25 protein-coding genes and 1 pseudogene are annotated in these 26,614 nt (G+C 59.3%); 12 read left to right on the forward strand and 14 right to left on the reverse strand.

The features are described 5' to 3' along the window. Positions 1-184: 184 nt before the first annotated feature. The 3 genes from AB4P96_RS01350 to AB4P96_RS01360 all read right to left on the reverse strand — a co-directional run bounded on the left by AB4P96_RS01350 (position 185) and on the right by AB4P96_RS01360 (position 1,188). Positions 185-652: an inhibitor of vertebrate lysozyme family protein gene (locus tag AB4P96_RS01350; protein ID WP_017139081.1), complete on the reverse strand. Its 468-nt coding sequence runs from the start codon at positions 650-652 to the stop codon at positions 185-187. Positions 653-654: 2 nt separating this feature from the next. Next, entirely contained in the window at positions 655-819 is a 165-nt protein-coding gene (locus tag AB4P96_RS01355; RefSeq protein ID WP_003170804.1) for a DUF1328 domain-containing protein, read from the reverse strand. A 78-nt stretch (positions 820-897) separates the two neighbouring features. Continuing rightward, entirely contained in the window at positions 898-1,188 is a 291-nt protein-coding gene (locus AB4P96_RS01360) for a hypothetical protein (RefSeq protein WP_017139082.1), read from the reverse strand. Positions 1,189-1,566: 378 nt separating this feature from the next. Between AB4P96_RS01360 and algB the strand changes: the two genes are divergently transcribed. Both algB and AB4P96_RS01370 read left to right on the forward strand, forming a co-directional pair. Continuing rightward, positions 1,567-2,913 (forward strand): sigma-54-dependent response regulator transcription factor AlgB, encoded by a 1,347-nt coding sequence (algB, locus tag AB4P96_RS01365; protein ID WP_017139083.1) that lies wholly within the window; start codon positions 1,567-1,569, stop codon positions 2,911-2,913. A 10-nt stretch (positions 2,914-2,923) separates the two neighbouring features. Further along, the gene (locus AB4P96_RS01370; protein ID WP_017139084.1) at positions 2,924-4,711 is read left to right on the forward strand and encodes an ATP-binding protein; all 1,788 of its coding nucleotides are present in this window, start codon (positions 2,924-2,926) and stop codon (positions 4,709-4,711) included. A 45-nt stretch (positions 4,712-4,756) separates the two neighbouring features. Here AB4P96_RS01370 and AB4P96_RS01375 read toward each other — a convergent pair whose 3' ends face one another. The 7 genes from AB4P96_RS01375 to AB4P96_RS01405 all read right to left on the reverse strand — a co-directional run bounded on the left by AB4P96_RS01375 (position 4,757) and on the right by AB4P96_RS01405 (position 11,507). After that, positions 4,757-5,674 (reverse strand): IS110 family transposase, encoded by a 918-nt coding sequence (locus AB4P96_RS01375; RefSeq protein ID WP_395600441.1) that lies wholly within the window; start codon positions 5,672-5,674, stop codon positions 4,757-4,759. 310 nt (positions 5,675-5,984) lie between these two features. Further along, a complete protein-coding gene (locus AB4P96_RS01380; RefSeq protein ID WP_017139085.1) occupies positions 5,985-6,761 on the reverse strand; it encodes an N-acetylmuramoyl-L-alanine amidase in 777 nt (258 codons plus the stop codon). 88 nt (positions 6,762-6,849) lie between these two features. Next, positions 6,850-8,919 carry a diguanylate cyclase gene (locus tag AB4P96_RS01385; protein ID WP_395600442.1) on the reverse strand — a complete coding sequence of 690 codons (2,070 nt, stop codon included), beginning with the start codon at positions 8,917-8,919 and terminating at the stop codon, positions 6,850-6,852. Beyond that, a complete protein-coding gene (locus AB4P96_RS01390) occupies positions 8,916-9,797 on the reverse strand; it encodes an endonuclease/exonuclease/phosphatase family protein (RefSeq protein ID WP_370589433.1) in 882 nt (293 codons plus the stop codon). The genes AB4P96_RS01385 and AB4P96_RS01390 overlap by 4 nt, the downstream gene beginning before the upstream one ends. A gap of 7 nt (positions 9,798-9,804) precedes the next feature. Further along, positions 9,805-10,440, reverse strand: a complete 636-nt coding sequence (dsbA, locus tag AB4P96_RS01395) for a thiol:disulfide interchange protein DsbA (RefSeq protein ID WP_017139088.1) — start codon at positions 10,438-10,440, stop codon at positions 9,805-9,807. Between the two features lie 170 nt (positions 10,441-10,610). After that, complete coding sequence (locus tag AB4P96_RS01400; RefSeq protein ID WP_017139089.1) at positions 10,611-11,252, reverse strand: cytochrome c; 642 nt, start codon at positions 11,250-11,252, stop codon at positions 10,611-10,613. 33 nt (positions 11,253-11,285) lie between these two features. Beyond that, positions 11,286-11,507 (reverse strand): cytochrome, encoded by a 222-nt coding sequence (locus AB4P96_RS01405; protein WP_017139090.1) that lies wholly within the window; start codon positions 11,505-11,507, stop codon positions 11,286-11,288. 192 nt (positions 11,508-11,699) lie between these two features. On the opposite strand from AB4P96_RS01405, the gene yihA reads away from it, so the two are divergent. Next, positions 11,700-12,341, forward strand: a complete 642-nt coding sequence (gene yihA / locus AB4P96_RS01410; protein ID WP_042943980.1) for a ribosome biogenesis GTP-binding protein YihA/YsxC — start codon at positions 11,700-11,702, stop codon at positions 12,339-12,341. Between the two features lie 269 nt (positions 12,342-12,610). Here the strand turns inward: yihA and polA are convergent, their stop codons facing one another. After that, on the reverse strand, positions 12,611-15,388 hold the full coding sequence (gene polA / locus AB4P96_RS01415; RefSeq protein ID WP_395600443.1) for a DNA polymerase I: 2,778 nt from the start codon (positions 15,386-15,388) through the stop codon (positions 12,611-12,613). A 74-nt stretch (positions 15,389-15,462) separates the two neighbouring features. Between polA and AB4P96_RS01420 the strand changes: the two genes are divergently transcribed. Both AB4P96_RS01420 and AB4P96_RS01425 read left to right on the forward strand, forming a co-directional pair. Continuing rightward, complete coding sequence (locus tag AB4P96_RS01420; protein WP_017139093.1) at positions 15,463-15,753, forward strand: DUF2782 domain-containing protein; 291 nt, start codon at positions 15,463-15,465, stop codon at positions 15,751-15,753. Between the two features lie 55 nt (positions 15,754-15,808). Next, positions 15,809-16,762, forward strand: a complete 954-nt coding sequence (locus tag AB4P96_RS01425) for a homoserine kinase (RefSeq protein ID WP_017139094.1) — start codon at positions 15,809-15,811, stop codon at positions 16,760-16,762. A 109-nt stretch (positions 16,763-16,871) separates the two neighbouring features. On the opposite strand, the gene AB4P96_RS01430 is transcribed toward AB4P96_RS01425, so the two are convergent. Further along, complete coding sequence (locus tag AB4P96_RS01430) at positions 16,872-17,801, reverse strand: zinc ABC transporter substrate-binding protein ZnuA (protein ID WP_069785817.1); 930 nt, start codon at positions 17,799-17,801, stop codon at positions 16,872-16,874. Positions 17,802-17,859: 58 nt separating this feature from the next. Here AB4P96_RS01430 and zur point away from each other — a divergent pair, with 58 nt between their 5' ends. From zur to AB4P96_RS01450, 4 genes are read left to right on the forward strand one after another with little or no spacing between them, the layout of a single operon-like run. Continuing rightward, entirely contained in the window at positions 17,860-18,342 is a 483-nt protein-coding gene (gene zur / locus AB4P96_RS01435; protein WP_056861009.1) for a zinc uptake transcriptional repressor Zur, read from the forward strand. Next, complete coding sequence (gene znuC / locus AB4P96_RS01440; protein ID WP_017139099.1) at positions 18,342-19,127, forward strand: zinc ABC transporter ATP-binding protein ZnuC; 786 nt, start codon at positions 18,342-18,344, stop codon at positions 19,125-19,127. The genes zur and znuC overlap by 1 nt, the downstream gene beginning before the upstream one ends. Then, on the forward strand, positions 19,120-19,908 hold the full coding sequence (gene znuB, locus AB4P96_RS01445; RefSeq protein WP_017139100.1) for a zinc ABC transporter permease subunit ZnuB: 789 nt from the start codon (positions 19,120-19,122) through the stop codon (positions 19,906-19,908). The genes znuC and znuB overlap by 8 nt, the downstream gene beginning before the upstream one ends. A gap of 37 nt (positions 19,909-19,945) precedes the next feature. Beyond that, on the forward strand, positions 19,946-20,665 hold the full coding sequence (locus AB4P96_RS01450; protein WP_017139101.1) for a PA5502 family lipoprotein: 720 nt from the start codon (positions 19,946-19,948) through the stop codon (positions 20,663-20,665). A gap of 101 nt (positions 20,666-20,766) precedes the next feature. Here AB4P96_RS01450 and katE read toward each other — a convergent pair whose 3' ends face one another. Continuing rightward, complete coding sequence (gene katE / locus AB4P96_RS01455) at positions 20,767-22,908, reverse strand: catalase HPII (protein ID WP_017139102.1); 2,142 nt, start codon at positions 22,906-22,908, stop codon at positions 20,767-20,769. A gap of 265 nt (positions 22,909-23,173) precedes the next feature. Between katE and AB4P96_RS01460 the strand changes: the two genes are divergently transcribed. The 3 genes from AB4P96_RS01460 to AB4P96_RS01470 are packed head-to-tail and all read left to right on the forward strand — an operon-like array spanning position 23,174 to position 25,679. After that, positions 23,174-24,181, forward strand: coding sequence for a methionine ABC transporter ATP-binding protein (locus AB4P96_RS01460; RefSeq protein WP_017139103.1), 1,008 nt, complete (start codon positions 23,174-23,176; stop codon positions 24,179-24,181). Then, positions 24,181-24,855 carry a methionine ABC transporter permease gene (locus tag AB4P96_RS01465; protein ID WP_017139104.1) on the forward strand — a complete coding sequence of 225 codons (675 nt, stop codon included), beginning with the start codon at positions 24,181-24,183 and terminating at the stop codon, positions 24,853-24,855. Before AB4P96_RS01460 ends, AB4P96_RS01465 begins: the two co-directional genes overlap by 1 nt. Positions 24,856-24,905: 50 nt before the next feature. Further along, on the forward strand, positions 24,906-25,679 hold the full coding sequence (locus AB4P96_RS01470) for a MetQ/NlpA family ABC transporter substrate-binding protein (protein ID WP_017139105.1): 774 nt from the start codon (positions 24,906-24,908) through the stop codon (positions 25,677-25,679). Between the two features lie 302 nt (positions 25,680-25,981). On the opposite strand, the pseudogene AB4P96_RS01475 reads toward AB4P96_RS01470, so the two are convergent. Next, positions 25,982-26,308 (reverse strand): annotated as a pseudogene (locus AB4P96_RS01475) (Bro-N domain-containing protein); the annotation flags it as partial. Positions 26,309-26,614: the final 306 nt, after the last annotated feature.

Raw genomic sequence — 26,614 nt, forward strand, 5'->3', positions numbered from 1 at the left:
TTCACCTGACCCGGCCCTTGCGCAGGCACTCCCTGTACCCGTAGGTCACGCCGATCTCGATTGATCAGAGCAACCCGGCCCCCTGGTCATGCATCACCCTTGGCGGGCGATGCAGACAGAAAGAAGCGAGGGGCTTCTTTCTATGGACGCCGGCTCCGCAGACGACAGACGCATCAGACGGAACCTAGTACCAATTCGGATCTTTCTTAAGCTGCTCCATCAGCAGCTTTTGCATGCCTTCGTTCGGCTTACCGATAAAACGGTAATCGGCGTGCCGTGTCGGGGATTTGTCCGCCGGCAAACCGGCCGGGACTTCCACCAACATGGCGTAGGCATCTTCCTTGTCGAGGCTAAAGGCAACGATCAGGCGCTTGTTCAGGCACGTATCTGCAGTCTCACAGAGCGGCCCCACCAAATACTTGTCGCCATCTTCTTCAACGGCATTCATTTGCTCGGCCGTACCGGACAGGTTCATCACCCATTCCGGCAAGCGCTGTTCTTTCTTCACCACGCTTTGCCAGGTTTCGCGGTACTGCTTATCCGCACTAAGCAATTCGTTGGCTCGGGATTGGCCGTCATTGGCGGCCATCACCAGCCCGCTGCCGCCCAAGAGCAGGGCGGCAGCCATGGTTTTAAAGGACAAAATGGTCATATTCAGCCTCGGCCGCGACGACCAAAGAAGAACGAAGCGATGAACATCACCAGGAAGACCACAAACAGAATTTTTGCGATACCCGTGGCGGTGCCCGCGATACCACCGAAGCCCAGGACTGCAGCCACAATGGCGATGATCAGAAATGTGATTGCCCAACTCAACATGGTGATTCTCCTTACGCTTTTATAGGGGTAACAGCGGTAGTGCCGTGCAGCCGCTCAACACAAGCGACCTTTTCTTGCTTAGAACACCCAGCGCTCTTGGGTTGGCAATTCACCCAGGGTTGAATCCTGGCCTGCCACTCTCAATTGCGGGGCGGTTACTTCAGTAGTAGCGCTGGCGCTGCCAACGGAACGGAAATGGGTTTGGGTCATCGACGGACGTTCGAATTGCGCGGTTTGCTGCTGACTTTGCTGCCAATGCTGCATCTGCTGGCCGGCAATCAACGTGACCATCAAAGCCAGGCTGGCGAACAGACCTTGCTGCAAGCGCAGTGGCGATACACGTAGTTGGCTGAGGCTTTGGCGAGTCATGCTGCATTTCTCCCGCATTTTGATTATTCGTTGGGAGAGCTATTGCAGAGTGCATGCCAGTTTTTTTACAAAATAAAACCCAATAAAATCAATTAGTTATAGATACACCAATACAGTATCGAACAGCATCCTGCACGATGCCCCTTTGCAGGCCGTGCGAAATGCACGATGGTCAGTGGTCGGGTCAATGGATCGAAACAACCGCGGGCGTTGCCGAATTGGCAAGAAGGCAAGAAAACGCCATCAATCGGCGCCTTTGTAGGGGAACGTGAAGATACCTGCGCGAAGATGCCTTTTATGAATCAGAATAAACCATGCAACTTGCCCGATTAATCCGGGACTAAACACCATCATTTATAGTTAAGGAGCGCGGGACAGATGGAATCAGCCAAGGAACTTCAAGGCCGCATTCTTTTAGTGGATGACGAATCCGCGATCCTCCGCACCTTCCGTTACTGCCTGGAAGATGAAGGCTACAGCGTAGCCACTGCCAACAGCGCCGCCCAAGCCGATGCCTTGATGCAGCGTCAGGTATTCGATCTGTGCTTCCTGGACCTGCGCCTGGGTGAAGACAATGGCCTGGATGTGTTGGCCCAGATGCGCATCCAGGCGCCATGGATGCGCGTGGTGATTGTGACCGCGCATTCGGCTGTAGACACCGCCGTTGACGCGATCCAGGCCGGCGCCGCCGACTACCTGGTCAAGCCGTGCAGCCCCGATCAACTGCGCCTGGCCACCGCCAAGCAGTTGGAAGTGCGCCAGCTCTCCGCACGCCTGGAAGCACTGGAAGGCGCAGTGCGCCAACCCAAGGACGGCCTCGATTCCCACAGCCCGGCGATGATGGTGGTACTGGAAACTGCGCGTCAGGTGGCTGGCACCGATGCCAATATTTTGATCCTCGGTGAGTCCGGCACCGGTAAAGGCGAGCTGGCCCGGGCCATTCACGGGTGGAGCAAACGCTCGAAAAAATCCTGCGTGACCATTAACTGTCCGTCACTGACAGCCGAGCTAATGGAAAGCGAGTTGTTCGGCCATAGCCGTGGCGCGTTTACCGGCGCCAGTGAGAGCACGCTGGGCCGCGTTAACCAAGCCGACGGCGGCACGCTGTTTCTCGACGAGATCGGCGACTTTCCCCTGACGTTGCAGCCAAAACTGCTGCGATTCATTCAAGACAAGGAATATGAGCGCGTAGGCGACCCGGTCACTCGACGTGCTGATGTGCGCATCCTCGCGGCCACCAACCTGAACCTGGAAGACATGGTGCGCGACGGCCGTTTCCGGGAAGACTTGCTCTACCGCCTCAACGTCATCACCCTGCACCTGCCGCCCCTGCGCGAGCGCAGTGAAGACATCCTGACTCTGGCCGACCGTTTCCTGGCGCGCTTCGTCAAGGAGTATGCCCGACCTGCACGCGGTTTCAGCGATGCCGCCCGTGAAGCGCTACTTAACTACCGCTGGCCGGGCAATATCCGCGAACTGCGTAACGTGGTGGAGCGGGCCAGCATCATTTGCCCGCAGGAAAAGGTTGAAATCAGCCACCTCGGAATGGCCGAACAGCCGACCAACAATGCCCCGCGTATTGGCGCAGCACTGAGCCTGGACGAACTGGAGAAAGCCCATATCGGCGCCGTTCTCGCTACCAGCGACACCTTGGATCAAGCGGCCCGCACGCTGGGCATCGACGCGTCGACCCTGTACCGCAAACGTAAACAGTACAACCTGTGAGCTGTACCTTATGAAGCTTGCGATGAAACTGCGCACTCGGTTGTTTCTGAGTATCTCAGCGCTGATAACCGTCGCCCTGTTGGGACTGGTCCTGGGACTGGTCAGCGTCATGCAAATGGCCAAGAGCCAGGAGTCGCTGATCCGCAGCAACTTTATCACCCTGGACCTGGGCCTCAAGCTGCGCCAGACCTTGGGCGACCAGTTGATCCTGATGCTGGAGGAGCAGCCCGACCCCGCTGCCCTGCAGACGTCCAAGCAGAACTATTTTGCCCTGCTGGACCAGGGCATCGCCCATGAGCAGCAGGACGGCAGAACCAGTGGTTTCAGCCAGGCACGCATCGACTACCTGAATTTCCTCAAGGCGTTTGACGAAGCTCAGCAAAGCTCACTGGCCAACAATAAAAACGAAAAACTCACCGAAACCTTCAATGCACTGCGTAACGGACTGATCGCTGAACACAAAGGCGCCCTGGAAAATATCAACGACAGCGAGCACAAGTCGCGCAATCGCGCCTTGTTAATCGCCGGCTTGCTGGGGCTGGTCGGCCTGGCGGTGTTGATCATCGGCTTCGTCACCGCCCATGGCATCGCACGGCGCTTTGGCGGGCCAATTGAAGCCTTGGCCAAGGCCGCCGACAAGATCGGGCAAGGCGATTTCGAAGTGACGCTGCCGATCTCATCGGCGGCAGAAATGAATCAGCTGACCCGTCGTTTCGGCATCATGGCCGAAGCACTGCGTCAGCATCAGGCGACCAATATCGATGAATTGCTGGCCGGCCAGCAACGCCTGCAAGCAGTGCTCGACAGCATCGACGACGGCTTGCTGATGATTGACCGCCAAGGCCGTCTGGAACACCTTAACCCCGTGGCACAGCGCCAGTTGGGCTGGGACGAAGAGCGCCTCGGCCAAGGCTTGGGTGAAGCCTTGGGTCGCCCTGAAATGGATGAGCAGCTGCAACTGGTGCTGCGCGGCGGCAACCTGGAGCGCGCGCCGGACGATCTGGAAGTGGAAGTCGAAGGCGAACTGCGCCTGCTGACCTACAGCCTGACGCCGGTCAGCCATACCCAAGGGCATATTCTAGGTGCGGTGATGGTGCTGCATGACGTCACCGAACAACGCGCGTTCGAACGTGTGCGCAGCGAGTTCGTATTGCGCGCCTCCCACGAATTACGCACGCCGGTGACGGGCATGCACATGGCCTTCGGGCTGTTTCGCGAACGGGCGAAGTTTCCCGCCGAGTCCCGTGAGGCCGACCTGCTGGATACGGTCAATGAAGAAATGCAGCGCCTGATGCAGTTGATCAACGACCTGCTCAACTTCTCGCGCTACCAGAACGGCCTGCAAAAACTCACGCTCGGGCCATGCGATGTCACTGATTTGCTCGAGCACGCACGAGCCCGGTTCACGGAGCCCGCGAACGCACAACACATCGAACTGCTGGTGGAAGCTCAATCGGAATTGCCCAGGCTGTACGCCGACCAGGTTCAACTCGAGCGTGTACTCGATAACCTTCTAGGCAATGCTTTGCGACATACGGCCAATGGTGGCCAGATTCGCTTGCAGGCGCGCCGCCACGGCGAACGGGTGATTATCAGCGTTGAAGATAACGGCGAGGGTATTGCCTATGGCCAACAGGGGCGCATCTTTGAACCTTTCGTACAAGTAGGCCGCAAGAAAGGCGGCGCTGGCCTGGGGCTGGCGTTGTGCAAGGAGATCGTACAGTTGCACGGCGGTCGCATGGGCGTGTATTCGCGGCCGGGGCAGGGTACGCAGTTCTATATGGCGTTGCCGTTGTAGCCTTGATAAAAAAATGTGGGAGCAACTGTCTTAACCCACCGTCCGTCAGCGCCATTCTGTACCGTCTCGCAGCATGGCATTTAGTCTGATCAGCAGTATCCGCATGCAGGCGATGAGCGCGACTTTCGCGCTCTTGCCTCGCTCCCTTAGAGCCTCGTAGCGCGTTTTAAAGTCTGCTTGAAAGCGGATAACAACCCAACTCGACATGTATAACGCATGCCTGACACGGGTTCTTCCTCCGTATATCTGCCGTTTTCCATTGTGGCTTCCGCTGTCGTCGTTGTAAGGGGCTATGCCCGCTAACGCCGCCACTTCTCTGCGATCCAACTCGCCCAACTCCGGCAAGTAAACCAGCAAACTGGCGGCCGCGACTTTGCCAATCCCCTTCACAGACATGAGTCGCCTGGCCTTTTCTGCATCCAAATCAAACATGCCCTGAACGAGGTGTTTTTCCAGGGCTTTGATCTGCGCTTGCAGGTAGCGAATATGATCTTTGGTAGCGCTGACAACGGTTGGCAACTGAGCCTGCTGAAGTCGACGCTTATTGTCGTCGCGCTGCTGAACGAAGTGCTCACGTAATTGGATCAGTTCGCGCAGAGCTTCGCGCTCAGGAGAAATGACCTTTTCGTGAGACCCATGCAGCACTTCGGCAAAATCAGCCAGAACTGCCGCATCAATCGGGTCGGTCTTGGCATTTTTGCCCATGGCCACCGCGAAGGCTCTGGCCCGACGAGGATTGATTCGGAGCACTTGGAAATTCGTCTGTTGCAGTGCCGCCATGACCTGGCGCTCGTAGCCTCCCGTGGCCTCCAGCAATACACGGCCAACCTCATAGCAGCTCAATCGTTTGATCAGCTCAACAAAGCCTTCAGATGTGTTTGGAATCTCGAAGCCTTCTTTCTGAGGTTGAACCCAGACAACAAGGTTTAATTTAGAGATATCGATGCCGACCCAGGAAATCATGGCAAAACCCTCTTACACTCAGGAGTGAGAGTGCTCTGGCTATGCCCACGCTTGTGATTCGAGTGGTGCTCGTCCAACTGTTCGGGCTTGTCGGCCAGAGTGGAAAGGTGGATGGCAGCTTTGCTCCCACTCGTGCTTCTAGCACCGCGGACTCACAGCTTGCCATCCACCCCTCTCACCTCAGAGTTTATTCCCAGATCAAGACACAAGCGGGCTTGCCCGCAATGATGGTGGTTCAGCCAAAACCTTATTGACTGACACTCCGTCATCGCGGGCAAACCCGCTCCCACATTTGAATGGGGTTACACCTTTAGCGGCGGTTCAATGCGCTCAGGATAGCTGCACTTTCCGCATCCGGCGTGCCGTCGAACCGTGATGGCCGGAAGTGCATCTGGAACGCCGCGATCACATGTCGCGTGGCCACATCCAGTTCACCCGTCTGCGGCGTCTGGTAGCCCAGGCGCGCCAGTTCTTCCTGGAACCACGTAATACTCGGCAGGCTAACGGCATACTGTTGCTGGAACCGAGCCACCGCCTGTGCATCCGGCCACACGCCCAAACCTTCAGCCGCCAGGCGCTTCCACGGAAACAACGGGCCTGGGTCGAGCTTGCGCAATGGCGCAATGTCGCTATGGCCGATAATGTTTTTGGGGTCGATGCCGTTGCGCTTGCTGATGTCCTTGAGCAACACCACCAACGACTGCACCTGGGCCTCGGAGTACGGGTACCACAGGCGGCCGGTCGGCGCGTCTGTATAACCTGGGTTCACGATCTCGATACCAATGGAGCTGGAGTTGAGCCAGGTGCGGCCCGCCCATTCGCTTTCACCGGCGTGCCAGGCGCGCTGGCTCTCGTCTACCAGCTTGTAGATGGTGCCTGAAGCGTCATCGCCAATGAGGTAATGGCTGCTGACCTGGCCGTGCGTGAGCAGCGCCAGGGAGCGTTCAAGGCTGGCGGAGGTGTAATGGACAATGACGAACTGCACGCGGTTGTCGTGGTTCAAAGAAGGGTGGCTGGTGTTCAGCCGCGGGCCGCTGGCGCAGCCGGCGAGCAAAAGAAGCACAAAGGCAATGCAAAAGGATTTCATGGCGGAAGACAGTACGCAGAAGACGATAATGCAACAGTGTAACGGATGGTTCGGGGCTCGACGGTCAAATCACAAAATGGAACATCTTTTACGCCGCCTGCACCCGGTTGCGTCCAGCGGCCTTGGCCCGATACAACGCCTCATCGGCACGCTTTAGCGCCAGGTCACTGCGTTCTCCCGGCAGGAACTGCGCCACGCCCATGGACACCGTGATGGTCACCGGCTCGCCTTTGAAGTGGAACGGGCATGCCTCGATGGCCGAACGCAGCACCTCACCCACGTCCAAAGCATCTGCCAAACCTGAGTCAGGCATCAACAATACAAACTCTTCACCCCCAAATCGCGCGATAAAATCGCCGGAGCGCAGGCGCTTGCGCAACACATTGGCGATGATCTTCAGCACCTTGTCGCCGGCCAAGTGGCCGTAGCCATCGTTGATGCGCTTGAAGTGGTCCAGGTCGAGCATGGCCAGTGACAGGCTGTTGCCGCGCTGATGCCAGCTATTCACTTCATGATCCAGGCGCTCGCTCCAGGCCGCACGGTTGGGCAGGCCGGTGAGCGGGTCGATCAAGGCCTTCTGGCGCTGCACTTCCAAATGCTCGCGATAACCTTGGGCTTCCTGCTCCATGTTCGCCACCCGCTCGGCCAGGCTTTTGAGCCGCGCCGCGACTTCCTGCTCGCGCTGGTCACGCTGCTGCCGGTGTTCGTCCATGGTGCCGAGCAAGCCTTCAAGGTGGCTTTCCAGCACATGCTTGAGGCTGTCCAGGTCAGCAGCTTCCTGCACGCTGCTTTGCAGGCCGTCGACCTGTTCACGGATCTGCGTATCCAGCTCCCGTGCGGCCGAGCGGCTGTCGGCGTGCCCCTCACTGGCCACCTGCAGATGGCCCTGGAAGGCTTCGAGGCGTTCATTAAGCTGCTTGAGGTAGGCCTCGAACTCATGCTGGCCACTGTCGGTAATCGCCAGCATCAGCACCGCCAGGTCATCGAGGATCGGCAGCAATTCGTACCAGTTCAAGCCGTGGGCCAAGCGCTCGCGCATGGCTTCGGCCTGGGGCCGGTGGCGCTCGGGTAAGGACAGATCCTCCAGCAAGCCAAGCAAGGTGTCTTCGATATGCTTGGCGACCGAGCTGTAGGACGGCTCGGGGGAGTCGGGCAGGGCGTAGGTGCCGTCCGGTTGCAGCGCATCGGGATCGGGCTCGCAGGGTTCCAGCACGGGCGGAAGCGACAGGCTGCCGATGAGCGTTTGATCTGGCGTGTCGACCTCAACCTGCGGCTCTTCGATAAATGCAGCAAGGGCGCTTTCGGGCGCGGCTTCCTCTAGTGCCGGCTCGGGCATCTCTGGCTCAGAGACTTCGTCAGGCCCGACGGGGGCTTGCTCCGGCGCCGGTGCCTCAAAGGCAAAGGCTTCGCGGGCGACTTCAGCCACTTTGACCGACTCAGCGGGTTCAGGCTGCGCGGCGGCCGGCGTTACCGGCAATGGCGCAAAAGCGCGCAAGGCTTGGGTCAGCTCTTCGGATTGCACGGGCTCCAGTGGCTCGGGCGCGGCTTTGGCAGCAGCAGGTTTCGACGCCGGCGGTTGCGGTGCATAGAGCGGGGCAGATTCAACCAGCGGCGCCTCATTCGACACATCCTTTGCACCAAACAGGCGTTGCAGCAGGCCAGGTCCAGGGCGCGCAGCTTCGCCTTCAGGCTCCAGGTTATTTAGCGCCTGCCCTTGCAGGCTGCTCAATTCGCTGAGCAGCAGCGGGATCTCACGCGCCTGGCCGACTCGGCCATCAAGCTGTTTGGCGAAGGTTTTCAGCGGGCGGGCGACTTCACGCGGCAGAGGCAGTTTCTGCAACTGCGCAACCAAGGCAGTCAGCGCAGTGCTGATCTGGTCGACCCGGGTTTCGCGGCGCTGCTCCGAGTCGAGCACGGCTTTTTCCAGGCGTGGCAGCAAGGCGGCGAGGGCAGCGTCCATGTCGTCGGTACGCACCACATCGCGCATTTCTTTCATGCATTGATCAACCGCACGGTCGGTGCCTTCCGCCGCCAGCGTGCTGCGCACCAGGCCTCGGCGCAACAGGTCGAGGCGGGCAGCCCAGCGGCGTTCGAGCTTATCTTGCTGCTCAACGCTTTTAAGGTATTTCTCTTTCCAGCGCTGGGCGTCGTCGCTCATGCAAGGGGTCCGCGAGGGCCTGGGCTCAACGCGGGTAATGCATCAGCCGTGAGCGAACCCGGCAGACGAATCTCTACCGCGACGGGCAGGTGATCGGAAATGGGCTGCGCCAGCACCTGCACACTTTCCAGTGTAAGGCTGGGGCTGAGCAGGATATGGTCGAGACAGCGTTGCGGGCGCCAGCTGGGAAACGTGGCTTCGACTTGCGGCGCCAGTAACCCGAGGTCGCGCAACGGGGAATTCTGCAACAGGTCGGTGGCATGGGTGTTCATGTCACCCATCAGCACCTGGTGTTTGTAGTTGCCGATCAGATCACGCACGTAGGCCAACTGGAGGTTGCGTGTACGCGCTCCAAGCGCCAGGTGCATCATCACCACCACCAAGGCTTCCGGGCCTTCGCCGAAACGCACAAGAATCGCGCCGCGCCCTTTTGGGCCGGGCAACGGGTGATCTTCGATGGCTGTCGGCTTCAAGCGGCTGAGCACGCCATTGCTGTGCTGTGCCAGGCGCCCGAGGTTGCGGTTGAGTTGCTGATACCAATAAGGGAAAGCACCGAGATGGGCGAGATGCTCCACCTGATTGACATAACCGGAGCGCATGCTGCCGCCGTCGGCTTCCTGCAAGGCGACCAGATCGAAGTCGTTGAGCAGGTCGCCGATTTTCTGCAGATTACCGGTACGCCCTTTGTGCGGCAGCAGATGCTGCCAGCCACGGGTGAGGTAGTGCCGATACTTCTCGGTACTGTTGCCCACCTGAATATTGAAGCTGAGCAGCCGCAGACGACTGTCTGCCGGCAAGCCCGTGGACTCCAGGTGGTGTTCGTTGACCCGCGGTTCATGCAGGCCAACGCTACGTTCAGTACCCCAGCCGCGCATGATGGCCCCCTTACTTGGCTGCGCGCTCTTTAGCGATCAGTTGGTCGGCAACATTGAGGGTTTGCTCAGGACCACCGGTAGTGCCCAGGTCGAAACGGTATTTGCCGTTGACGATCATGGTCGGTACGCCTTGTACGCCGTACTTCTGGGCGAGTTCCTTGGCCTGTTTGATTTGGCCCTGGATAGCGAAGGAGTTGAAGGTGGCCAGGAACTTGTCCTTGTCGACGCCTTGGGTGGCAACAAAGTCAGCCATTTCGTCAGGCTTGGTCAGGCGCTTGCCTTCTTTTTGAATCGCATTAAATACAGCGTTGTGAACCTTGTGCTCGACACCCATGGCTTCCAGGGTCAGGAACAGTTGGCCGTGGGCATCCCATGGGCCGCCGAACATGGCCGGGATGCGTCGGAAGTTAACGTCGGACGGAAGTTTTTCGGCCCAAGGATTGATAGTCGGCTCAAAGGCGTAGCAATGCGGGCAGCCATACCAGAACAGCTCCACCACTTCGATCTTGCCTGGCTCCGAGACCGGAACCGGGTTGGCCAATTCAACGTAGGTTTTACCGGCTTCAAGCGGCACGTCGGCAGCTTGCGCGGTCATGCCGAAAAGGCTGACAGTGACGAGAGCGGCGCTGAGGATCAGATTACGCATGCTTTACTCCTGGACAAATAAAGTCGCCTCACGCGACCTTTAGTTGTGACAGGTCTACGCGGGCATGAGTTCGTTAGTGTAACGGCACCGGCCACAAAAAAGGGCGGCCTAAGCCACCCTTTTTATGCTTGCATCGATGGATTAATCGAGCGTTAACGTCGCAGGTCCAATCAGTGCAGGCCCTGAATATAGCTGGACAGCGCTTCGATATCTTTATCCGAAAGTTTCGCCGCAATGTCAGTCATCATTTTGTTGCTGGCATCGCCATCGATGGAGCGAACCTTCTCACGGAAGTCCTTCAACTGCTTGGCTGTGTATTGGGCGTGCTGACCACTCAGGTGGGGAAAACCCGCCTCGGCCAGCCCACTGCCACCTGCGATGTGGCAAGCCTTACAGGCAGGCATGCCACCGATAGGCTGGTCTTCGGCGAGCTTGCCGCCTTGAAACAACGCCTGGCCTTTATCAACGAGCTTCGGATCAGCAGCTCCCACACTGCCTTTCTGGCTGGCAAAATACGCCGCGATGTCCGCCAGGTCCTGATCGCTGAGATTGGTCAGCAAGCCGGTCATTTCCAGCACCGTGCGCTTGCCGTCCTTGATGTCGTGCATCTGCTTGGTCAGGTAACGCTCACCCTGGCCTGCCAGTTTGGGGAAGTTCGGCGCCGGGCTGTTGCCATCCGGTCCATGGCAAGCACCACATACGGCGGCTTTCGCTTGACCGGCAGTGGCATCACCTTTAAGGGGGCCCTCTGCAGCGACGGCAGCGCCAGTGATGCCCAAGGTCAACAGCAGACTCACGATCAGTTTGTTCATCAGCTAATCCAACTACGGCTAAGGGTTTAAGAGTTATCTACCGGGTTTACTCACCATCAACGCGTTGATGGCCTGGTAATCCTCAGTACTGCAGTCCATGCACAAACCACGCGGCGGCATTGCCTTGAAACCCTGAGTCACGTGTTGCATCAGCGTAGCCATGCAAACTCGGTTGTACAGCGCCTCTGGATCCTGTGTAGCCTGAGCGCCTAAAAGCGCGATCAGGACACCAAAAGCGCATAACCATCGGGTCATACATCGACCTTTTCAGGGTTTGAGAGCGTTTTGCGTTCTAATGCGCAATGAAGGTCTTTCGCTCCCGTGAACTTCATCCTTCGCTGGGACAAAGCACACACAAAATCTGCGGCATTATATACTGGCGCTACTGAAACGGAAACGACACCGCTTGCCGCACCCTTTCTCGGCACCGCCCACATCGGAAATCTCATGCAACTCAAGAATCCCATCCTCGGCCTGTGCCAACAGTCCACGTTCATGCTCAGCGCCGCCAAAGTGGACCAATGCCCCGATGACGAGGGCTTTGAAGTCGCCTTTGCCGGCCGTTCCAACGCCGGTAAGTCCAGCGCGCTGAACACCCTGACCCACGCCAGCCTGGCGCGCACCTCGAAAACCCCGGGCCGCACGCAGCTGCTCAATTTCTTCAAGCTAGACGATGATCGGCGTCTGGTCGACCTGCCGGGCTACGGTTATGCAAAAGTACCCATCCCGTTGAAGCTGCACTGGCAGCGTCACCTTGAGGCTTACCTGGGTGGCCGCGAGAGTTTGAAGGGCTTGATTCTGATGATGGACATCCGTCATCCAATGACCGATTTCGACCTGCTGATGCTCGATTGGGCCGTCGCCAGCGGCATGCCGATGCATATCCTGCTGACCAAGGCCGACAAGCTGACCTACGGCGCAGCCAAGAACACCTTGCTCAAAGTGCAGTCCGAAATCCGTAAAGGTTGGGGCGACGCGATCACCATCCAGTTGTTCTCGGCGCCCAAGCGCATGGGCCTGGAAGACGCTTACACCGTGCTGGCCGGCTGGATGGAATTAGCAGACAAGGGCGCGGAAATCGCCGAATAACTTTTGCGCAGGCAAAAAAAACCCCGGACTTCGTATGGGGAGGGGAAGTTCGGGGTCCAAGTTCCGGACCGCTAGGGCGGGGTCCAGATATCTGCCAACACTTAACACAACATAGGAGCATTGAAGGGCTTCACCACCCATTCAGTAACTCTGAGTAGCAGTTCACGGGTTAAGTTCCGGCAGGTCAAAAAAACTATTGGAAATAACCTGCGACGCCTTTTGATCTAAAGCGCTCTGCCATCACCCTCGGCAATGGCAGAGCCGCGCTGTCAGTGTGCTTCGTCCCAGTTATCGCCCACGCCCACGTCTACCACCAAAGGCACGTCAAGCTTGGCCGCCGCGCTCATATGCTCGCGGATCTTGTCGCTGACTTGCGCCACCAGATCCTCTCGCACCTCAAGCACCAATTCATCGTGCACCTGCAGGATCACCTTGGCATCCAGGCCCGACTCGGTCAGCCAGTTGTCCACCAGCACCATGGCTTTCTTGATGATGTCCGCCGCGGTGCCCTGCATCGGCGCGTTAATCGCTGTGCGTTCTGCGGCCGCGCGCTCCTGAGGCTTGTTGGAGTTGATGTCCGGCAGATACAGCCGACGCCCAAAGAAGGTTTCGACATAACCCTGGTCGGCCGCCTGGGCGCGGGTGCGCTCCATGTATTCACGCACGCCTGGGTAGCGCGCAAAGTACACATCAATGTAGGCCTTGGCGGTCTTGGTATCCACGCCAATGTCCTTGCCGAGCTTCTGCGCGCCCATGCCGTAGATCAGGCCAAAGTTGATCGCCTTGGCACTGCGGCGCTGGTTGGACGTGACCTCTGTCAGCTCAACCTTGAACACTTCGGCGGCGGTGGCGGTGTGCACGTCCAGGTCATTACGGAAGGCATTCATCAGCCCCTCGTCCTTGGACAAATGCGCCATGATCCGCAGTTCGATCTGCGAATAGTCCGCCGCCAGCAACTTGTAGCCTTTAGGCGCGACAAACGCCTGGCGAATGCGCCGCCCTTCGGCGGTGCGCACCGGGATGTTCTGCAGGTTCGGATCACTGGACGACAAACGCCCGGTCGCCGCCACCGCCTGATGATAAGACGTGTGAATACGCCCGGTACGCGGGTTGATCTGCTCCGGCAGGCGGTCGGTGTAGGTGCTTTTGAGCTTGCTCATGCTGCGGTACTGCATCAGTACCTTGGGCAACAGGAAGTCATCTTCGGCCAGCTTGGCCAATACTTCTTCAGCCGTGGACGCCTGGCCTTTGCCGGTCTTTTTCAATACCGGCAAACCGAGCTTCTCGTAAAGAATCGCCCCGAGTTGCTTGGGCGAGCCCAGGTTGAACTCTTCACCGGCGATCTCAAACGCCTGGCGCTCCAGCTCAACCATCTTGTTGCCCAGCTCGATACTCTGGATGCCCAGCAGCGCCTTATCCACCAGTGCGCCTTGACGCTCGATAAGCGCCAGCACCGGCACCAAGGGTATTTCAATGTCCGTCAGCACACTGGCAAGGCTTGGAATGGCTTCAAGCTGCGCATGCAAAGCCTGGTGCAGGCGCAGCGTCACGTCGGCATCTTCGGCCGCATAAGGGCCGGCTTGCTCAAGCGGGATCTGGTCGAACGTCAGCTGCTTGGCGCCCTTGCCGGCGATGTCCTGGAAGCTGACAGTGTCGTAGTCCAGGTACTTCTTGGCCAGGCTGTCCATGTCGTGCCGGGTCGCGGTGGAGTTCAGCACATAGGATTCGAGCATGGTGTCGAAAGCGATGCCGCGCACGGTAATACCGTTGGCCTGGTCGCCGCCGATGGCACAGTTGGCCAGGATGTTCATATCAAACTTGGCGTGCTGGCCGACCTTGAGCTTGGTCGCGTCCTCCAGCAATGGCTTCAAGGCCAGCAGTACCGTGTCACGGTCCAGTTGCTGCGGCGCGCCGATGTAGGAATGGGTCAGCGGGATGTAAGCTGCTTCATGGGGCTGCACGGCAAAGGAAACCCCGACCAATTGCGCCTGTTGCGCATCGATCCCGGTGGTTTCGGTGTCGAACGCGAACAATTTTGCCGCGTTGAGTTTTTTCAGCCAGGCGTCGAATGTCGCCTGGTCGAGGATGGTGGTGTAAGACGCTTCTGCGGGTGCCACCACTTCGATGGCCTCCTCAACAACAGGGGCAGCCTTGAGCTCAACGCGCTTGGCATCGCGCTGAATTTCATCAAACCAGCTCTTGAACTCCAGCAGCGTGTACAGCTCCAGCAGCTTTTCGCGGTCCGGTTCGATCAGGTGCAAATCATCCAGGCCCACATCCAGCGGCACGTCGACCTTGATCGTCGCCAGTTGATAGGACAGGAATGCCATCTCCTTATGCTCTTCCAACTTGGCCGGCAGGGTCTTGGCCCCGCGGATCGGCAAGGTCGGCACGATATCCAACTGCTCATACAGCTCTTTGATGCCGCCATTCACGCCCACCAGCAAGCCGGAAGCCGTCTTCGGACCAATCCCCGGCACGCCTGGGATGTTGTCGGACGAATCGCCCATCAGCGCCAGATAATCGATGATCTGCTCCGGAGCGACACCGAATTTCTCCTTCACGCCCTCGATGTCCATCGAGCTACCGGTCATGGTGTTGACCAAGGTAATGTGCCCGTCCACCAGCTGCGCCATGTCCTTGTCGCCGGTAGAAATCACTACCGGACGGTCAGCCGCCGCGCTGCTGCGGGCCAGCGTACCGATCACATCATCGGCCTCGACGCCTTCAACGCACAGCAAAGGGAAGCCCAGGGCGATCACACTCTGGTGCAGTGGCTCGATTTGCAGGCGCATGTCATCGGGCATGCTGGGGCGGTTAGCCTTGTATTCGGCGTACATCTCATCGCGAAAGGTCCCACCCTTGGCGTCGAACACCACCGCGAACGGGCTGTTTGGGTACTGCTTGCGCAGGCTTTTGAGCATGTTCAACACGCCCTTGACCGCACCGGTCGGCAGGCCTTTGGAGGTGGTCAGCGGTGGCAGCGCGTGGAAGGCGCGGTACAGATAAGAAGAACCGTCCACCAGGACGAGGGGGGCTTGGCTCATGAGCAGGATCAACCTTTTCGGCGGGTCAGGCGCTAGAATAGCCGGACCAATGACGACAAAGGGACAAGGTTATCATGCGTACAGTAAATCGCCTGTTGTTGACCGGCTTGATTGCACTCACCCCGATAGTGGCCATGGCGGCGGATACTGCGCCGTCGGGCGACCCGGAAGTTACCATTCGCACGGAAGGCGACAAGACCATTCAGGAATACCGCCAGAATGGCTTCCTGTACGCAATTAAGGTGACGCAAAAAGGCTTTCCACCGTATTTCCTGGTGCGCGCGGACGGAACCGATGCGAACTTCATCCGCTCTGACCAGCCGGATATGCTGATCCCGTCATGGAAGATCTTCGAATGGAAATGATTTCTTAACTTAAATTGGCGCCGCGCACTGCGGCGCCCGTACTGGCAGCTTAAACATGTCTGTGTTCACCCCCCTGGCTCGGCCCGAGCTGGAAACCTTTCTCGCCCCTTACGGGCTCGGCCGCCTGCTTGATTTCCAGGGGATTGCCGCCGGTAGCGAAAACACCAACTTTTTCATCAGCCTGGAACAGGGCGAATTCGTCCTGACTCTGGTTGAGCGCGGCCCAGTGGCGGAAATGCCGTTCTTCATCGAACTGCTAGACGTGCTCCACGACGCCGACCTGCCGGTGCCTTACGCACTGCGTACCACCGATGGCATGGCGCTTCGCGAACTCAAAGGCAAACCGGCGCTGTTGCAGCCGCGCCTGGCCGGCAAGCACATAAAGGACGCCAACGCGCAGCATTGCGCCCAGGTCGGCGACCTGCTCGGCCACCTGCACCTGGCGACGCAAGGCGACAAAGTGCTGGAGCGCAAGACCGATCGCGGCCTGGAGTGGATGCTCACTGAAGGCGCGCAGCTTATTTCACACCTGAACGAAGCCCAGCAGCGTCTGCTGCAAGCGTCCTTGAGCGAAATCGAAGCCCACAAGGCCGACATCCTCGCCCTGCCGCGCGCCAACGTACACGCCGACCTGTTCCGCGACAACGCGATGTTCGAAGGCACCCACCTCACCGGTTTGATCGACTTCTACAACGCCTGCTCAGGCCCGATGCTCTACGACGTGGCAATCGCCTTGAATGACTGGTGCTCCGACGCCGATGGCGTGATTGATGGGCAACGCGCCCGCGCGTTGCTGGGCGCCTACGCGGGGCTGCGGCCGTTTACCGCCAAGGAGGCCGAGCTGTGGCCGACCCTGCTGCGCGTTGCGTGCGTGCGTTTCTGGCTGTCACGCCTGATCGCCGCAGAATCGTTTGCCGGGCAGGATGTGTTGATCCATGACCCGGCGGAGTTCGAGCATCGGCTGGCGCAGCGCCAGCAGGTTACCGTCCACCTGCCGTTCGCACTTTAAAATGTGGGAGCGGGCTTGCTCGCGAATGCGCAGTGTCAGTAAATACATCTATTACTGATCCACCGCATTCGCGAGCAAGCCCGCTCCCACATGGGTTATGTATTTGCAGTTAGAGTGACTCCAGGCACCCGGCCAAGTCATTCCCCAGCTTTTCCAGTACCTGCTCATAACCCTGCGCCGTCGCCGGGGTATAGCCACCCAACGCATCCAGCTCTGCCAACTTCACCGGCAAGCCCGCCACCAAAGTCTCGGCCAAACGCGGACGCAACGGCGGCTCGCTGAACACGCACGTCTTACCCACTTCCTGCAAACGCGTACGCATCGCGGCAACATGCTGAGCGCCCGGCTGCACTTCGGCGGCCACGCTGAACACGCCCGTGTGCTTGAGCCCGTAAGCGTCTTCGAAGTAATCAAATGCCTCGTGGAACACGAAGTACGGCTTGTCGCCGACGGTGGACAGGCGCGCCTTCAAACGTGCATCCAAAGCATCCAGACGCTCATCGAACGCCTTCACATTGCTCTGATAACGCGCAGCGTTGGCCGGGTCGGCAGTGCTGAGGTCAGACGCCATACGCGCCGCAATCACCCGAGCGTTGACCGTCGACAACCACAAGTGCGCATCCAGGCTGCCAGGGCGGTGATCGTGGTCATGTTCGTCGGCATCATCGGCATGCGAGTGGCTATCTTCGGCGAACCGACGCAACTTCATCCCAGGCAAGTCCTGAACTGCCACGGTCGGCAGGCTACGCCCCTTGAGCACGCGTGGCAGGAAGCTTTCCATGTCCGGGCCGATCCAATACAGCAGGTCTACCGACTGCACGCGCCGTACGTCGGATGGGCGCAAGGCGTAGTTATGCGGCGATGCGCCAGGCGGCAACAGCACCTCTGGGATCGCCACGCCGTCCTGCACGGCGGCGGCAATCAACTGCAATGGTTTGATGCTCGTCAGCACCTTGACCTCAGCCTGAGCGGCTCCAGCGATGAACAAACTGGTGACAAATACGACAAAAACGGGAAAAAGTCGGGACACGATGACCACTCAATGGCGTAGGAACAGGTAACATAATAACGTCTCTATCAAATGTCTGTCGCCGCTCATGCCTAAAACACCGCTTGCCAGCCGTCCCCACGACCACTCTCACTGCGTACACACCGCGCTGTCGGAGGCCGATACCCTGTGCGCGCAGAAAGGCTTGCGCCTGACCGCCCTGCGTCGTCGGGTGCTGGAGCTGGTGTGGCAAAGTCACAAGCCGCTGGGCGCCTACGACATTCTTGGCGTGCTCAGCGAGCAGGACGGCCGCCGCGCCGCGCCGCCGACGGTGTACCGCGCGCTGGACTTCCTGCTGGAAAACGGCCTGGTGCATCGCATCGCATCGCTCAACGCCTTTGTCGGCTGCAGCCACCCGGAACACGCGCACCAGGGCCAATTCCTGATCTGCCGCGAGTGCCATGCCGCCATCGAGCTTGAACAAAAAAGCATCAGCGACGCCATCGTCAAAAGCTCCGCCGACGTGGGCTTCAAGGTCGAAGGGCAAACGGTCGAAGTGGTCGGGCTCTGCTCCGGTTGCCAGGGGGCTTGATGAGCAACGCGTTAATCCGCCTGGAGCAGGTTGGGGTCACGTTCGCCGGGCAAAACGTACTGGATAACATCGCGTTGAGCGTGGAGCCGGGGCAGATCGTGACGCTGATCGGCCCCAATGGCGCCGGCAAGACCACGCTGGTGCGCGCCGTGCTTGGCCTGCTCAAGCCCGACAGCGGCAGCGTGTGGCGCAAGCCCAAGCTGCGCGTCGGTTACATGCCGCAAAAATTACACGTCGATCCAACGCTGCCGCTGTCGGTACTGCGCTTCCTGCGCCTGGTGCCTGGCGTCGACCGCGCACGCGCACAAGCGGCGCTTAAGGAAGTCGGTGCCGAACAGGTTATCGACAGCCCGGTGCAGAGCATCTCCGGCGGCGAGATGCAGCGCGTACTGCTGGCGCGCGCCTTGTTGCGCGAACCCGAGCTGCTGGTACTTGATGAACCCGTGCAAGGCGTGGATGTTGCCGGCCAGGCCGAGCTGTACAGCCTGATCACCCGCCTGCGTGACCGCCATGGCTGCGGCGTGCTGATGGTCTCCCACGACTTGCACCTGGTGATGAGCACCACGGATCAAGTGGTGTGCCTCAACCGCCACGTATGCTGCTCCGGCCACCCGGAACAGGTGAGCGGCGACCCGGCATTCGTCGAGCTGTTCGGCAAAAACGCGCAGAGCCTGGCGATCTATCACCACCATCACGATCACGCCCATGATTTGCATGGCGCTGTGGTCGACGATCCCGCTACGCCTCAACCCCACGTTCATGGAGATAGCTGCAAGCATGGCTGATTTTCTGCTCTACGCCCTGCTGGCAGGCTTGGCTTTGGCACTGGTGGCGGGCCCATTGGGCTCGTTCGTGGTCTGGCGGCGCATGGCCTACTTTGGCGACACGTTGTCGCATGCCGCGCTGCTGGGCGTGGCCATGGGCTTTCTGCTGGATGTGAGCCCGACCATCGCCGTCACTGTGGGCTGCCTATTACTGGCAGTGCTGCTGGTAACCCTGCAACAGCGCCAGCCGCTGGCCTCGGACACGCTGCTGGGCATTCTGGCGCCAAGCACGCTGTCGCTGGGCCTGGTGGTGCTGAGCTTCATGCATGAAGTACGCATCGACCTGATGGCCTACCTGTTCGGCGATTTGCTGGCGATCAGCCCCACTGACCTTGCCTGGATCCTCGGCGGCAGCGCCGCTGTGCTGGTGCTGCTGGTGGCCTTGTGGCGCCCGTTGCTGGCAATTACCGTGCACGAAGAGCTGGCCACCGTCGAAGGTTTGCCCGTACCGGCGCTGCGCATGACCCTGATGCTGTTGATCGCCGTGGTGATTGCTGTCGCAATGAAGATTGTCGGCGTATTGTTGATCACGTCGCTGCTGATCATTCCCGCAGCCGCCGCCCAGCGCCATGCCCGCTCACCGGAGCAGATGGCGATCGGCGCCAGCCTGCTGGGCATGCTCGCCGTGTGCGGGGGCCTGGCGCTGTCCTGGTTCAAGGACACGCCGGCCGGGCCGTCGATTGTGGTCACGGCCGCCGCCCTGTTTCTGCTGAGTTTTGTCCTGCCCCGTCGAGGGGTGTAGACTTGCTCGCTTTTTGCGCAAATAGAGAGTCGCAGGAATGAAGCCGTTCAACTCCCGTTATCTGCTCCTTGCCGCATTTTCCCTGCTGCTGGGCGCCTGCCAAAGCACACCGCCCGCCGCCCCCGAGGCGCAGGACCCGCGTGCTGCGGCCATCGCGCAGCTGGAGCAAAACCTGGCCAGCAGTGAACTGGCCACCGCCGAAGACGAGCTGGCCGCATTACAGGCCCAGTCGCCCAACGACCCAGCCCTGGAAACCTACCAGCGCCAATTGGCCGAAGCCTACTTGCAACGCAGCCAGATCGTATTGCAAAAAGGTGATGTAAATGCCGCCGCTACGGCGTTAAGCCGCGCACGCGCCTTGATGCCCAAGGCTCCGGCGCTTACTGGCGGCGTCAACAGCGCCATCAGCCACGCCCGCAAAGCCGAGCTGGATAAAGCCGAAGCCGCCTTGAAAGCTGCCGAGGCCAAGCCACCCGCCAAGGTCATCGACCCGGCGGCTCAAAGCACCACGGTTGCGTTGAACCTCACCGATATTGAAGAACTTCGCCATCAGTTGGATGCGATCGCCACCGATGTGGTGAATTACCAGTGCGACGTGACCATTCAGGCGCCGCGCACCCAGGATTACCCATGGCTGGCCACACTGCTGACCAAACGGGTGAAGCGCATTGATTCGGCGTATGACCTGAAGATTCACCGGCAGATTGTGAAACACATCCCGGCGCAGGTTGTGTTGATTCCGCGCAAAACCGAGTAAAGCCATCGCAGGCAAGCCAGCTCCCACCTTTTGAACTGTGAATACAGTCAAATGTGGGAGCTGGCTTGCCTGCGATAGCGGTCTAACAAACACCCAAAAGCTTAAGCCGGAATCGCCTTGGCCTTAGGCTCCCGCGCCCACACCCGATGCTGCGCAATCGCCGCAAAGAATGCCTTGAACGCCTTGGCATCCGCTCCCACGATCAACCCCGCATCCGCCTCCAGCTTAAGCTGCTCCAGCAACGGCTTGGCATCACTGGCAAGCGCAATCGCCTTCAGATGCTTGTACGCCTCCAACAGGAAGTGCAAAGCCACGCCGTCGCCACTCAAGGCCTTGATCGACTCTTTACCGCCCGGCACGAACACCGCATCAAACGCCACCGACGGCATGCCTTCCATCGACGCATCCACCGGCAGGCTCTTGCCATCCGCAGTCTTCACCGGTGCCGACGTCGGCCCCAGCACCTTGGCATGCGCACCTTCGGCGGCCAGCGCTTTCTTCAACGCCGCAATCGCTGCGCCATCCACACCGTTAGCCGCAAGAATTGCGACTTTGCGTGTTTTGATGTCGCCCGACAGCAGGTTCACCTGGCTCAACGCCGGCGACTCTTTCAGCGACGTCTTGCGCGGCGGTACCGTGCCTTTGGTCGGCGCCGGCAGGCCGAGGTTCTGCGCAACGCGCTTGGCCAACTCCAGGTCGATATTGGCCAGAATCTCGTTGACCTGACGCGCGCGGATAAACTCACGCTCCACCTTGCCCAACTCGAAGCTGTAGGCCGCGATGATGTGCTCTTTCTCGTGGTGGCTCATGCTGTGGAAAAACAGCGTGGCTTGCGAGAAGTGGTCACCAAACGACTCACTGCGCTCACGTACCTTGTTGGCGTCAACGCGCTCGTAATAAGTCTCGAACCCGCCATCCTGAGCCGCCGCTGGCGTTTCTTTGGGCCAACCGCCATCAATCGAGTTCGGCTCGTAGGACGCACGGCCCTTATCGATCACGGTGCGGTGCTGGGCATCACGCTGGCCGTTATGGAAAGGCGTGACCGGCCGGTTAATCGGCAGCTCATGAAAATTCGGGCCACCGAGTCGGCTGATCTGCGTATCGGTGTAGGAAAACAGACGGCCTTGCAGCAGCGGGTCGTTGGTGAAGTCGATACCCGGCACGATATGGCCTGGGCAAAAGGCGACCTGCTCGACCTCGGCAAAGAAGTTGTCCGGGTTGCGGTTAAGCACCATTTTGCCTAGCGGGGTTATCGGCACCAGCTCTTCGGGGATGATCTTGGTCGGGTCAAGCAGGTCGAAGTCGAACTTGTGTTCGTCCTCTTCGGCAACGATTTGCACGCCCAACTCCCACTCAGGGTAGTCGCCGCCCTCGATCGCTTCCCACAGGTCGCGACGGTGGTGGTCGGTGTCTTTACCGGCAAGCTTTTGCGCTTCGTCCCACACCAGCGAGCAGGTGCCGACTTTCGGGTGCCAATGGAATTTCACAAAGCTGGACTTGCCTTCGGTATTGATCAACCGGAAGGTGTGAATACCAAAACCCTGCATGGAACGCAGGCTTTTTGGAATGGCACGGTCAGACATGGCCCACAGCACCATATGCGCCGATTCCGGCTGCAGCGAGACGAAATCCCAGAACGTATCGTGGGCCGAGCCACCGGTAGGAATCTCGTTATGTGGCTCAGGTTTTACCGCATGCACAAAGTCCGGAAACTTGATCGCATCCTGGATGAAGAAGATCGGCATGTTGTTGCCCACCAGGTCGAAGTTGCCTTCGTCGGTGAAGAACTTCACGGCAAAGCCGCGTACGTCACGCACGGTATCGCCCGAACCACGCGGGCCTTGCACGGTGGAGAAGCGCACGAACACCGGGGTTTTATGCTCCGGGTTACGCAGGAACCCGGCCTTGCTCAGCGCAGAATGGTTCTTATAGGTCTGGAAATAACCATGGGCGCCAGTGCCACGGGCATGCACGATGCGCTCCGGGATACGCTCATGGTCAAAGTGCGTGATTTTTTCACGCATGATGAAGTCTTCCAGCAGCGAGGGGCCACGGGCGCCGACTTTGAGGGTGTTCTGGTTATCGGAAATCTTTACGCCTTGGTTGGTGCGCAGCGCCTGGCCGGTCGCATCGGAGCGAAATTCTTCCAGGGCCTGCAGCTTGGCGTTGGTGTTGCCACGGTCCAGGGTATCGGTGCCCGCAAGCTCACTCTTAGGCGGGGTGGCTGGCTTCTTGGTACTCATCAGTCAAAACTCCTTATTCAAAGTGGCCAGAGCGGTCCCCGGCTCGTTTGAGCAAACCCCCAGGCACGGCACCTGGGAAATTGAGTTGCTTAAGTAGTGACTGATGGGGTTTTGGGCCGTTCCTTTTTTATGACCTTTGATCGCGTTATTGCCAAATCGCTGGTTGAATGCGAAATAAATGCTAAGAAACGCTATACGGACAGGCTAAAATGCGCGCCCGGCTAACCGCTGATCCCTTTTCAATGCGCCCCACAAGGTTCGCTACGTGATCGAGTTTCATAACGTCCATAAAACCTACCGCGTCGCCGGTAAGGAAATCCCCGCCCTGCACCCCACCAGCCTGCGCGTCGAAAACGGCCAGGTGTTCGGCCTGATTGGCCACTCCGGTGCGGGCAAAAGTACCCTGCTGCGCCTGATCAATCGCCTGGAACAACCAAGCGGCGGTCAGATCAACGTCGACGGTGAGGAAGTCACCGCCCTGGACGCCAACGGCCTGCGCCGTTTTCGCCAGCAAGTCGGGATGATCTTCCAGCACTTCAACCTGCTGGCGTCCAAGACCGTTGCCGACAACGTGGCGCTGCCACTGACCCTGGCCGGCGAGTTGTCGCGTAAAGACATCGACCTGCGCGTGGCTGAACTGCTCGCCCGCGTGGGCCTGTCGGACCATGCCAAGAAGTACCCGGCGCAGTTGTCCGGCGGCCAGAAGCAGCGCGTCGGCATCGCCCGCGCCCTGGCGACCAAGCCAAAAATTCTGCTGTGCGACGAAGCCACCAGCGCCCTCGACCCGCAGACCACCGCCTCGGTGCTCAAATTGTTGGCCGAGATCAACCGCGAGTTGAAGCTGACCATCGTGCTGATCACCCATGAAATGGACGTGATCCGCCGCGTGTGCGACCAGGTCGCCGTGATGGACGCCGGCGTGATCGTCGAGCAAGGCTCGGTGGCCGAGGTGTTCCTGCACCCCAAGCACCCGACCACCAAGCGCTTTGTGCAAGAAGCCGAGCAAGTCGATGAAGGCGAGCAGCGTGATGTGTTTGCCCATGTACCGGGCCGCATCGTGCGCCTGACGTTCCAGGGCGAAGCGACCTACGCGCCATTGCTGGGGACCGTCGCCCGCGAAACGGGAGTGGACTACAGCATCCTTGCCGGTCGCATCGACCACATCAAAGATACCCCCTACGGGCAACTGACCCTGGCCATCACCGGCGGTGACATGGAAGCGGCCTTCGCCCGCTTTACCGCAGCCGATGTGCATATGGAGGTCCTGCGTTAATGGACGTGTTACTGCATTACTTCGACAAAGTTGACTGGGCCGACATCTGGGTTGCCACCGGCGACACCATGCTGATGCTCAGCACCTCGCTGGTGTTCACCGTACTGGTTGGCTTGCCGCTGGGCGTTCTGCTGTTTCTGTTCAGCCCACGTCAGTTGCTCGAGCAGAAAGCCACCTATGGCGTGCTGGCATTTATCGTCAACGCCATACGCTCTCTGCCGTTTATCATTCTGCTGATTGTGATGATCCCTACGACGATCTTTATCACCGGCACTTCGCTCGGTGTGGCCGGCGCGATTCCACCTTTGGTGGTGGGCGCTTCGACGTTCTTCGCGCGCCTGGTGGAAACCGCATTGCGCGAGGTGGATCGCGGCATCATCGAGGCGACTCAAGCCATGGGCGCCACCACTCGGCAGATCATCACCAAGGCACTGCTGCCAGAGGCTAAACCCGGCATCATTGCGGCCATCACCGTCACCGCTATTGCTCTGGTGGGTTACACCGCCATGGCAGGCGTCGTGGGTGCTGGCGGGCTGGGCGACCTGGCGATCCGCTATGGTTACCAACGTTTCCAGGACGACGTGATGGTCGTCACCGTGGTGATGTTGATTGTGCTGGTACAGATTCTGCAAACCATCGGCGATAAGCTGGTGACACACTACTCTCGAAAATAACGGCCATTGCCGGCCCCCGCCGGCACATGCCCGAACAAGGAGCTTGTTGGATGAAAAAACTACTGGTTGCTTTCGCCGCCGTTGCCGCGTTTTCTGCCCACGCTGCCGAGACTATTACAGTCGCTGCATCGCCGGTGCCCCACGCGGAAATCCTCGAATTCGTGAAACCTGTACTCGCCAAAGAAGGCGTTAATTTGCAGGTCAAAGTCTTCACCGACTACGTGCAGCCGAACGTACAAGTGGCTGAAAAGCGCCTGGACGCCAACTTCTTCCAGCACCAGCCGTACCTGGATGAGTTCAACAAAACCAAGGGCACTCACCTGGTAAGCGTTGCCGCGGTACACCTGGAGCCACTGGGCGCCTACTCCAGCAAGTACAAAAAGCTGGAAGACCTGCCAAGCGGCGCCAACGTCGTGATCCCTAACGACGCCACCAACGGCGGTCGCGCCCTGCTGCTGCTGGCCAAGCACAACCTGATCACCCTGAAGGACCCGACCAACATCCTGTCGACCATCAAGGACATCAGCGGCAACCCAAAAAACCTGAAATTCCGCGAACTGGAAGCCGCCACCCTACCGCGCGTGCTGACCCAGGTCGACCTGGCGCTGATCAACACCAACTACGCCCTGGAAGCCAAGCTGGATCCATCCAAGGATGCGCTGGTGATCGAAGGCAACGACTCGCCTTACGTGAACATCCTGGTGACCCGCGACGACAACAAGGATTCGGACGCGGTGAAGAAGCTGGTTGCAGCCCTGCACACGCCAGAAGTGAAAGCGTTCATTCTTGAGAAGTACAAAGGCGCGATTCTGCCGGCGTTCTGATCCAGAGCTACACCGTAAACCTAATGTGGGAGCTGGCTTGCCCGCGATAGCAGAGTGTCAGTCACCGAAGATGTTGACTGGCCTGCCGCTATCGCAGGCAAGCCAGCTCCCACATTTGTTTTGTGTTGTGATCGTTCCCACGCTCCGCGTGGGAATGCAGCCCGGGACGCTCTGCGTCCCGCTTCTGAGGCCGTGACGCAGAGCGTCACAGGAGGCATTCCCACGCAGAGCGTGGGAACGATCATTTGCGCTGGAGCAAAACCGGCAACTCTGCCACCAGCTTTGTGTGGCTTTTGCTGTCAGCGCAGGGCTGGCACCACCTCATGGGTCAACCATTGGCGCAGGCACCGATTCTCCGGGTAGTAGTGGTAGATAAGCAGCGCGTAGACGCCAGACTCACTGACCATCAACGTCGGCGCACAGTGGCCATGAGTGATCAGCGGCAGGGTGAGTTGTTGGTCGGGATCGAGCTTGCGCAGTAACGCAGGGTTCAGGTGCAGGCCCATCAGGTGGCCGATGTCGCAGGCGCTGAACCATGGCTGGTTGTCTATCAACACAGCGTGCAGCTGGTGATGGTGGCGGGTGAAGACTTTGGGTGTGATCGGTGGATCAGGGGTAAGTGATTGCATTGGGACAACTCCGGGTATGAACAGGAGCTGCCAACAGCCTTCCTACGGGCATGGGTGGCAGCCATACGCGGGGTAGGAACCGAGTACCCAGGGATCTCAGCCACGTCGAAACGTGCCCGCGCATAGCCGCCGCGACTGATAGTACGGGCACAAAAAAAACGCCGCAATCAGACGGTGGCGCTATGACGCCAAGGGTACATAAAAGGGTTCCTACGCCCTGTCACTGAATTTGCAGCGACAGGCCAAAGACTAGCCACCCCAAGACCGTCCAACAAGTTCACGCACAGCGCGACAACACGTGGGAAA

Origin of the sequence: Pseudomonas sp. B19125 (assembly GCF_044218855.1) — a bacterium.
Taxonomy (GTDB): domain Bacteria; phylum Pseudomonadota; class Gammaproteobacteria; order Pseudomonadales; family Pseudomonadaceae; genus Aquipseudomonas; species Aquipseudomonas edaphica.